9 protein-coding genes are annotated in these 8,476 nt (G+C 37.0%); 4 read left to right on the top strand and 5 right to left on the bottom strand.

The annotated features are described in order from the left end of the window. Positions 1-238 precede the first annotated feature (238 nt). Genes proS through ACKI30_RS10340 form a run of 4 tightly spaced genes read left to right on the top strand, consistent with a single transcriptional unit; the run spans position 239 to position 3,441 of the window. Positions 239-1,642, top strand: coding sequence for a proline--tRNA ligase (proS, locus tag ACKI30_RS10355; protein WP_407412210.1), 1,404 nt, complete (start codon positions 239-241; stop codon positions 1,640-1,642). Between the two features lie 7 nt (positions 1,643-1,649). Then, on the top strand, positions 1,650-2,324 hold the full coding sequence (cofC, locus tag ACKI30_RS10350) for a 2-phospho-L-lactate guanylyltransferase (RefSeq protein WP_407412208.1): 675 nt from the start codon (positions 1,650-1,652) through the stop codon (positions 2,322-2,324). Continuing rightward, positions 2,325-3,059, top strand: a complete 735-nt coding sequence (gene thiD / locus ACKI30_RS10345) for a bifunctional hydroxymethylpyrimidine kinase/phosphomethylpyrimidine kinase (RefSeq protein WP_407412206.1) — start codon at positions 2,325-2,327, stop codon at positions 3,057-3,059. It abuts the gene before it with no gap. 4 nt (positions 3,060-3,063) lie between these two features. Beyond that, a complete protein-coding gene (locus tag ACKI30_RS10340; RefSeq protein WP_407412204.1) occupies positions 3,064-3,441 on the top strand; it encodes a putative zinc-binding protein in 378 nt (125 codons plus the stop codon). Positions 3,442-3,457: 16 nt separating this feature from the next. Here the strand turns inward: ACKI30_RS10340 and ACKI30_RS10335 are convergent, their stop codons facing one another. From ACKI30_RS10335 to ACKI30_RS10315, 5 genes are all read right to left on the bottom strand, one after another. Next, positions 3,458-4,210, bottom strand: a complete 753-nt coding sequence (locus ACKI30_RS10335) for an ABC transporter ATP-binding protein (RefSeq protein ID WP_407412202.1) — start codon at positions 4,208-4,210, stop codon at positions 3,458-3,460. Between the two features lie 9 nt (positions 4,211-4,219). After that, entirely contained in the window at positions 4,220-4,969 is a 750-nt protein-coding gene (locus ACKI30_RS10330; protein WP_407412200.1) for an ABC transporter permease, read from the bottom strand. 139 nt (positions 4,970-5,108) lie between these two features. Next, positions 5,109-5,318: a DUF6677 family protein gene (locus ACKI30_RS10325; RefSeq protein ID WP_407412198.1), complete on the bottom strand. Its 210-nt coding sequence runs from the start codon at positions 5,316-5,318 to the stop codon at positions 5,109-5,111. A gap of 115 nt (positions 5,319-5,433) precedes the next feature. Beyond that, the gene (locus ACKI30_RS10320) at positions 5,434-7,581 is read right to left on the bottom strand and encodes a heavy metal translocating P-type ATPase (RefSeq protein ID WP_407412196.1); all 2,148 of its coding nucleotides are present in this window, start codon (positions 7,579-7,581) and stop codon (positions 5,434-5,436) included. A gap of 24 nt (positions 7,582-7,605) precedes the next feature. Continuing rightward, a complete protein-coding gene (locus ACKI30_RS10315) occupies positions 7,606-7,872 on the bottom strand; it encodes a DUF6110 family protein (protein WP_292740627.1) in 267 nt (88 codons plus the stop codon). Positions 7,873-8,476 lie beyond the last annotated feature (604 nt).

Below are 8,476 nucleotides of genomic sequence, written 5' to 3'. Positions count from 1 at the left end.
TCCTCACTTATTTAAGTAATTTACTATTTTTTAAGCATTTATTTTAAAATTAAAGAAAAATTAGAACGAATTTTCATCGAAGTGAAATTTCAACTGTAAAAAAATAAAATTTGAAAGAAGCCTATAAAATTTTACAGACTCAAATTCTTAAAAAACAATTAAAAAGCGTCCGTGAAAATATAACTTTAATAGTCATTAAAGACATAATATTTAATATTATAAAAATATTTTAGGTGATATGGTGGAAAATTTTGATGAATGGTTTCATGACATATTAGAACAAGCGGACATAACTGAGTCAAGGTATCCCATTAAGGGAATGGCAGTCTGGAGGCCATACGGTTTTCAGATAAGAAAACATTCCATGAACATTATTAAAAAATTACTGGATAAGGACCATGATGAAGTTCTCTTCCCTATGCTTGTTCCGGAAAGTGAACTTGCAAAAGAAGGAATACACGTAAAGGGATTTGAAGACGAAGTGTACTGGGTGACAAAAGGCGGTCAAAGGGATTTGAATGAACATCTGGCATTAAGACCAACCAGTGAAACTGCAATATATCCTATGTACTCATTATGGATCAGGACCCACATTGACCTTCCTATTAAAATGTATCAGATTGTAAACACTTTCAGATACGAGACTAAGCATACCAGACCTCTGATTAGAGTCAGGGAAATCACTACCTTTAAAGAGGCACACACCGCCCATGCAACAAAAGAGGAATCAGATGAACAAATCCAGGACTTCATCGCAATATACAAGGAGTTCTTTGACGATTTGGGAATTCCATACCTGATTTCCAAAAGGCCTGAATGGGACAAGTTCCCGGGTTCAGACTACACCATGGCATTCGACGTGATCATGCCTAACGGGAAAACCCTTCAAATCGGTACAATACACAATTTAGGCCAGACCTTTGCAAAAACATTTGACATTACCTTTGAAGACAAGGACGGAGAACACAAGCTTGTTTATCAGACCTGTGCAGGAGTTTCCGACAGGGTCATTGCATCATTAATCGGAATCCATGGGGACGACAAAGGTTTACGCCTGCCACCAAAAGTATCACCGAATCAGGTAACAATCATTCCAATCCTATTTAAAAAAGGAAAAGAAGAAGTTTTAGCAAAATGCAGTAAAATCAAAGAGCAACTCGAAGACGCAGGACTGAGAGTCAACATTGATGACAGGGACATCAGACCTGGTAAAAAATTCAACGACTGGGAGCTTAAAGGAACTCCAATCAAACTTGAACTTGGTCCAAGAGACCTCGAAAACAACATTACAATCGCAATGACCAGAGACACCGAAGAGAAAACCGAAATTCCATTGGATGGCAATTTAGCAGACAATATAATTAAACTATTGGATGAATCTGCAGAAAACCTCACCTCACAGGCATGGGACTTCATGAAGGAACATGTCAAGTTTGCAAACAGTCTTGATGAAGTTGCAGAACTCGTGGAATCCGGAAATGTCGTCAAATTCTACTGGTGCGGAGATGAAGAAGTCGGACATGAAATTGAAGAAAAAACAGGTTATGACGTTTTAGGAATTCAGGAAGAGGTCTCAGAAGGCAAATGTATAGCAAGCGGCAAGGATGCCAAATACGTTGCTTTAATAGCTAAAACCTACTAGTGATAATATGGACAACATCTATGCAATAATCCCCGTAAGCAAATTCAAAAATGCAAAAACCCGTTTATCACCCTTCCTTACAGAAAAAGAAAGGGAAAAGCTCCTTAAGGTAATGCTTCAGGACGTCACTGACACACTGAAAAAGCATGTTGACAAGATTTTCATAATCAGCCGTGACGAGGATGTTCTAAGCTATGCCAAAAGCCTTAATCTGGACACCATTTTAGAGGATGAAAACTCCAATTTGAACAAGGCCCTCACACAGGCAATGAAATACTGCAAGGGAAAGGCAAGGAAAATCATGATTGTTCCATCAGACATTCCTCTCATCGGGAAAACCAATGTCAAGATGCTGATTGACGCATCAAAAAACCTTGATTTCATCATCGTTCCGTCAAAAGGAGGCGGAACAAACATGATTATCATGAAGCCTATGGCAATCAGAACCAGATTCGAGGGATTCAGCTATAAGGAACATGTCAATGCCGCAGAGAGGAAAAAACTGAATCCTCAAGTTCATGATTCACTATTCATGGCACTGGATGTGAATACCGCTGAAGATTTGGGCGAAATCATGATACACGGTGAGAAAACACACACCAGACAATACCTGAAGGAACTGAAGGTGACATTTGAACCGTTCAGGGGAAGCGAAAGAATTAAAGTCACAAGAGCTGATTAGATGATTGTAATGAGCATTGCAGGAGTTGACCCTTCAGGCGGAGCAGGGGTCTTTGCCGATTTGAAAACATTTCAGGCAATCGGAGTTTATGGAACAGGAGTGGTAACCGCCTTAACCGCTCAAAATCCATATAAATTTTTTTCAACACAACCTGTGCCACAGGAATACATTTCCGAACAGATTGATTCAGTTATGGACTCATATGACGTGGAATTCATCAAAACCGGAATGCTGTACTCCCCGGAAATCATCAGACTGGTCGCTGAAAAGATTAGGGAGTATGATTTAAAGGCAGTGGTTGACCCTGTAATGGTTGCAACATCAGGAGGAGACCTAACCAGGGAAGACATTGCAGATGCATTCAACAGATATTTACTTCCAAAATCCGTTTTGACAACCCCAAACATCAGTGAAGCTGAAAAGTTAACCGGATTGAAGATTAACACCAAAGAGGATGCAATCAAAGCCTCTGAAAAAATAGTCTGCAGCAACTTAATTACCGGAGGCCATCTTGACGGCATCAACACCATCAATATTGACGGAGGCATCTCAATCAAAAAGCAGGAGCTTATTGAAACTGACAACCTTCACGGAACAGGCTGTAACTTATCAGCAGCAATTACAGCATATCTTGCAAAAAACAATGACCTGCACACTTCAATCATAAAAGCATTGGATTATGTATATGAAGGAATAAAAAACGGAAATTACGGAACTTTAATAGCCAAACTGTGATATTATGGATGAAAAAATTGTACTTTGCGCATGCAGCGGAATGAATCCCCGAGGAGAAGTGTCAAGAGTCAGCGTGTATGATCTCTCAGTAGAGCACCATGATATCGAATACTGCTGTGTGGTGGCAAGCGGAGGAAACTTCAAGAAATTCATTGACCTTGCACAAAACCACAAAGTCATTGCCGTTAACGGATGCGAAAACTGCTGTCCTGAAACCATTTTGAAAACAAAGGATGCCACCGTTGAATATAACCTAAACGTGCAGCAATTGCTCAAAGAGCATGACATGAAAGCAGAATGCACAGTGCGCATTAATGAAAATGACGAAAAATGCGTAAATGTAATTAAAAATGAAATTTTAAAAATAAAAAAAGAAATTTAAAAAAATAGTTTAAAAACTATTCTTCCATATTTAAATCTTTTACTATAGATTCCTGAAGAGCTATAAATTCAGGAGAGTCTCTTTTTCTTGGCCTTTCAATATCAACATCAACTACATAAGCAATACGTCCTGGATTTCTATCCATTATCACAATCTTATCGGCCAAAAACACCGCCTCATCAACATCATGGGTTACAAAAACGATTGTATTTTCAAATCTTTTCCAAACGCCAATAAGCTGCTCTTGAAGCTTGTGTCTATTTTGCATATCCAATGCAGAAAACGGCTCATCCATAAGCAAGATAGGTGAATGGTTAAGCAAGGATCTAATAATTGCAACCCTTTGTTTCATACCACCTGAAAGTTCATGAGGATAGCTATCCTTAAAGTCAATTAAACCGACACTTGTCAAATATCTTTCTGCAGCCTGAATGTTTTCCTCTTTTGAACCCTTCTTGGTCATCTCCAAACCGAAGGTAACATTCTGCAAAACAGTCAGCCATGGGAATAGGGAATATTGCTGGAAAATTACCGCCCTGTCTCCGGATGGCTTCTTGACAACTTCACCATTTGCAACAATCTCTCCGGAAGTAGGCTGATCAAGGCCGGCGATTAATCTTAAAAGAGTGGTCTTTCCACAACCGGAAGGTCCTAAAAGACAAACCAGTTCTCCATCATCAATAGTTAAATTGACATCCTCCAAAACAGATAACTTATCTGTCTTTTTGCTTTTAAAGGATTTGTTAATATTTTTAACTTCAATTGACATTCATAACACCTACCAAAATATCCTGTCTTGAGCTTTTGTAAATACAAAGTCAAATACAAGTCCTATCAAACCTATTACTAACATACCTACAACAGTAGTACCTGTATCAAACAGGTTGGTTGCTGTTAAAATCATGTAACCTAAACCGCTGCTTGAACCGATCATTTCCGCTGAAATTGTACACATCAAAGCGATTCCAATACCGACTTTTAAACCGGAAACGATATACGGAACGGTTGAAGGAACTACAACTCTTCTTAAAACGTTCCAGTCGTTAGCACCTAAAGTCTGAGCAGATTCCACTAACACCTTATCAGTTCTTTTGACCCCATCTATGGTGTAAACCAAAATAGGGAACACACATCCCATAAATATAATAAACACTGCAGGAACGGTTCCGATACCGAACCAAAGAATTGAAAATGGAATCCATGCAACAGGAGGAATCGGTCTTAGAATACTTATTACAAAGGTACATAAGTCTTCCAAGGTCTTATACCATCCAAGAATAATACCTACAGGAATAGCTACAACAGAAGCTAAAATCAAACCTGCAAATACTTTGAATAAAGTATCGATAGTATTTGTTAGAAGTTTTCCGTTTTCAATGACGTTCCAAGCTGAATTTATCACATCTAAAGGACCTGGTAGAATATATGAAGAAAATAATCCAAATCCATTAGTTATTAAATACCAGAATAATATTAAAATTATTGGCACAATTAACGGAATAAATTTATTCTTGTAATTATCAAACATTTCATCACTTAATTAAAATTTTTATACATTAATAATTATGTTAACATCATATAAAAACTTTAAAAAAAATAGTCATGAACAAAAAGAGAAAAAGAAAATAAAAAAAAGAAATTTAAGAATATTGAATAAAATCAAAAATCTACTGTGCTAATTTGTAAGCGTCATATGCAGCATAGATTGAGAAAATTATATTAATAATGGTTGTCAGTAATCCTGTAAAGAAACCAACAATAATCAATACAATCAAAATTACAATAAATATTAATCCTTTTTGCATATCACCAGCATAGATTTGACCTAATCCTGGAATCAAGAATGATAATATCGCTGCGAGTATAGGATTTGCCATGTGTTTTACCTCCATTTAACTATTAGTTATAACTATCGTTAAAGTCATTAATAAATCTTTTTTAAAAATAAGCAAAATGGAAACTATATAATACACTAATAAAAAAAAGAAAAGATTATGAAGCATCAGCTACTTCAATAGCCTCTACTTCAATATCGTTTGAGAAATCATTATCTTTTAAAACAGATTTGGTACTCATTGCACCGAACAGCATTGTAGACAGGTTATGCACCATTGAAGATGTTGACGGTGGAATTACACCCATTACACCTAAAACCAATAATGAACCGTTTACAGCTACAATGTTGCGGTAGTTGGAGTTGATTTTGTCCAACATTCCTGCACTCAGTTTTCTAAGTGTTACAAGATCATACAAATCATCGGAAAGGAGTGAAATATCTGCAACCTCACGGGCAATATCAGACGAATGTTTCATTGAAACGGACACATCCGCAGCCGCAAGAGCAGGTGAATCATTAATTCCGTCCCCTACCATGATAACTGTCTTGCCTTCAGCCTTAAGCTCTTCAACAATTCTTGACTTATCTTCAGGAAGCACTTGTGACCTGTATTCTGTGATACCCAATGCCTTAGCACCTGCCTTAGCACCGCTTTCACTGTCTCCTGTAAGCATGATGACATTTTCAATGCCCAATGACTTCAGCTCTTCGATTACATATTTTGCCTCGTCACGGACAGGGTCGTCAATGCAAATAAGTCCTTCAAGTTTTCCGTCGATTGCCAGATAAACAACAGAATGCTCTTTTGCCTCTTTTTCGACCTTTTTCTCTTGAGTTTTGGTTAGCTTGACTCCTTCATCATCAAACAGGAAGTGCCTTGATCCGATTACTGCACGTTTACCGTCATATTCGGTTGCAATACCGTGAGCTACAATATATTCAACTTCACTGTGGTCCTCTTCATGTTTGAGACCTTCCTCTTCAGCCTGTTTTACGATAGCTGTAGCGATACTGTGTGCAAAGTGCTCCTCAATACATGCTGCCATCCTTAGGATGTCGTCACGTTTGTATCTTCTAGACATTGGAATGACTTCCACAACTTTCGGTGTTGCGTTGGTCAAAGTTCCGGTCTTATCGAATACAATGGTATCAGCATTAGCATATGCTTCAAGGAATTTTCCACCTTTAACCATCATTCTGTTGTCTGACGCTTCACGCATTGCAGATATGATTGATAGTGGAGTGGTCAATTTGATTGCACATGAGAAATCAACCATCAGTACAGACAATGCCTTTGATGCATTTCTTGTAATCAGATATGTCAATGCTGTTGCAAGGAAACTGTATGGAACAATTGAATCGGCAAGTTTTTCTGCCTTACTTTGAGTTTCAGCCTTTAAATCCTCTGAATTTTCAATCAAGTCAATGATTTTGTTCAATCTGGTTTCCTTATTCATTGAATAAACTTCAACAATAATATTTCCCTCTTCAATGACTGTTCCGGCATGAACTGTCTTGCCTTCAGACTTGTGAACAGCTAAAGGCTCTCCAGTCATTGAAGCCTCATTAACCATTGCCTCGCCGTCAACTACTTTTCCGTCTACAGGGATCACATCACCCATATGGACTTTGATTTTATCTCCTTTTTCAATATCCAATGCAGGGACCTGTTTTTCCTCACCGTCATCTCCGACTACCCAAACTGTATCAATATTTAAAGCTAAACTGTCTTTTAATGTGCTTTTAGCTTTCTGTACTGTGTAGTCTTCTAAAGCGTCGGAGATTGACAACAAGAACATCATGGAACTTGCTGGTTGGTATTGTCCTTGTAACAATGCTCCTGCAACTGCAGCACCATCGAGTAAAGCCACATCTACACGGAAGTCTGTTAAACTGTCCAATCCATGCCAAACATAATGGATTGCACGATAGATTGTTAAAGCGTTTTTGATTGGGAGAGGCAAGAACCATCTTCCAAGCAACCTGCGTCCAATCATTTTGGACAATTTCAGGTAGAAATCGTCAGTGATTTCTTTTGAAACCTGAGTTTGAGTTGGTTCAGCTTCAAACAAATCATCAATGGTTATTCCGTTTAGAATCTTGAATATTTTTTGCTTACTTTCATCATCACCGTCATAGTATATTGTGATACTTCCGTTTCGGTGTGATGTGAAAACGTCATGAATAAAATCCTGATCTAAAAGTAATGAAGCGAGACCATAGCCTTCCTCTTTTGTGAAGGCCCATTGGCCGGCACGGACTCTTAAACGAGACCCGCTATCATGCATTACTTGATATTTCATTTTTATTACCTTGAAAAATTAAATCTAATCTTTTGCTTCTACGTAAATTTCTTTTTTATCTTCTTCGTGAGCGTCAACAACAATGTCTTCTGCGTTTTCTCTCATGTCTTGGAAGCATTCTTCTGCATCTTTTTTAGCAGACATTACGGTAGCCATACCTTGGGTTGCGGCATCTTTAACAACTTTTGATTCTAATATTTTTTTACCAACAATAGCTGTTGCGATTCCTGCTGCAAAAATTAAAGCATGTTTATGTTCTACACAAGTATTAATTATATCTTCACGTTTCATTTCTATACCATCCTAAAAAAAATTTTTAATTTGCGCAATAATTTAGGCAAAACTAAATTATTACATCACTACATATGTAAACAATATTATATATATTTTAGGCATACCTAAATACAAACAAATATTGTATAAAATCACAACTTGAAGCTCAGAAAAAAAGTTATTTGATTACATCTGCAATATAACCCAGTGACAGTTCCATCCCCAATTTAGTCACACAAGTTATTTGACATATTAGATTAACTAATTTATCATATTTAAAGTATTCGATTTAAAAGCTTTTTTAGGTTAAACAAAGAATAAAATTTAGCTAAACAAAAAAATAATTTTTGATAATCAAAAAAATAGTTTAGACAATCCTAAAAATAGACAGAATTGGAAATAAAGAATTTTAAGCAAACCTAAATTGAAAATCAGAATAAAAAAATAGTAGAGAAATTATTTCTTAATAATCTCACGAGCGTTGAACTTCCCCACCGTTGTAGACGGCGGGGATTCGCAAACCAAAAAAAATATGGAAATTTTTTTGGAAAATTTTTTTTTACTGCGCCGTCGTCCCAACGACTTCTAAACCTTTATTAAGGATGTTTTTTGCCGCATTGAC

Source organism: Methanobrevibacter sp. (genome assembly GCF_045539575.1).
Lineage (GTDB): Archaea > Methanobacteriota > Methanobacteria > Methanobacteriales > Methanobacteriaceae > Methanocatella.
Note: the sequence above shows the minus strand (reverse complement) of the source record. Positions and strands in the feature narration are given on the sequence as shown.

Excerpts from the sequence above, each read along its gene's own strand:
- thiD (WP_407412206.1), top strand. The coding sequence starts at position 2,325 with ATGATTGTAATGAGCATTGCAGGAGTTGACCCTTCAGGCGGAGCAGGG.
- ACKI30_RS10325 (WP_407412198.1), bottom strand. The coding sequence starts at position 5,318 with ATGGCAAATCCTATACTCGCAGCGATATTATCATTCTTGATTCCAGGA.
- ACKI30_RS10340 (WP_407412204.1), top strand. The coding sequence starts at position 3,064 with ATGGATGAAAAAATTGTACTTTGCGCATGCAGCGGAATGAATCCCCGA.
- ACKI30_RS10330 (WP_407412200.1), bottom strand. The coding sequence starts at position 4,969 with ATGTTTGATAATTACAAGAATAAATTTATTCCGTTAATTGTGCCAATA.
- ACKI30_RS10335 (WP_407412202.1), bottom strand. The coding sequence starts at position 4,210 with ATGTCAATTGAAGTTAAAAATATTAACAAATCCTTTAAAAGCAAAAAG.
- proS (WP_407412210.1), top strand. The coding sequence starts at position 239 with ATGGTGGAAAATTTTGATGAATGGTTTCATGACATATTAGAACAAGCG.
- cofC (WP_407412208.1), top strand. The coding sequence starts at position 1,650 with ATGGACAACATCTATGCAATAATCCCCGTAAGCAAATTCAAAAATGCA.
- ACKI30_RS10315 (WP_292740627.1), bottom strand. The coding sequence starts at position 7,872 with ATGAAACGTGAAGATATAATTAATACTTGTGTAGAACATAAACATGCT.
- ACKI30_RS10320 (WP_407412196.1), bottom strand. The coding sequence starts at position 7,581 with ATGAAATATCAAGTAATGCATGATAGCGGGTCTCGTTTAAGAGTCCGT.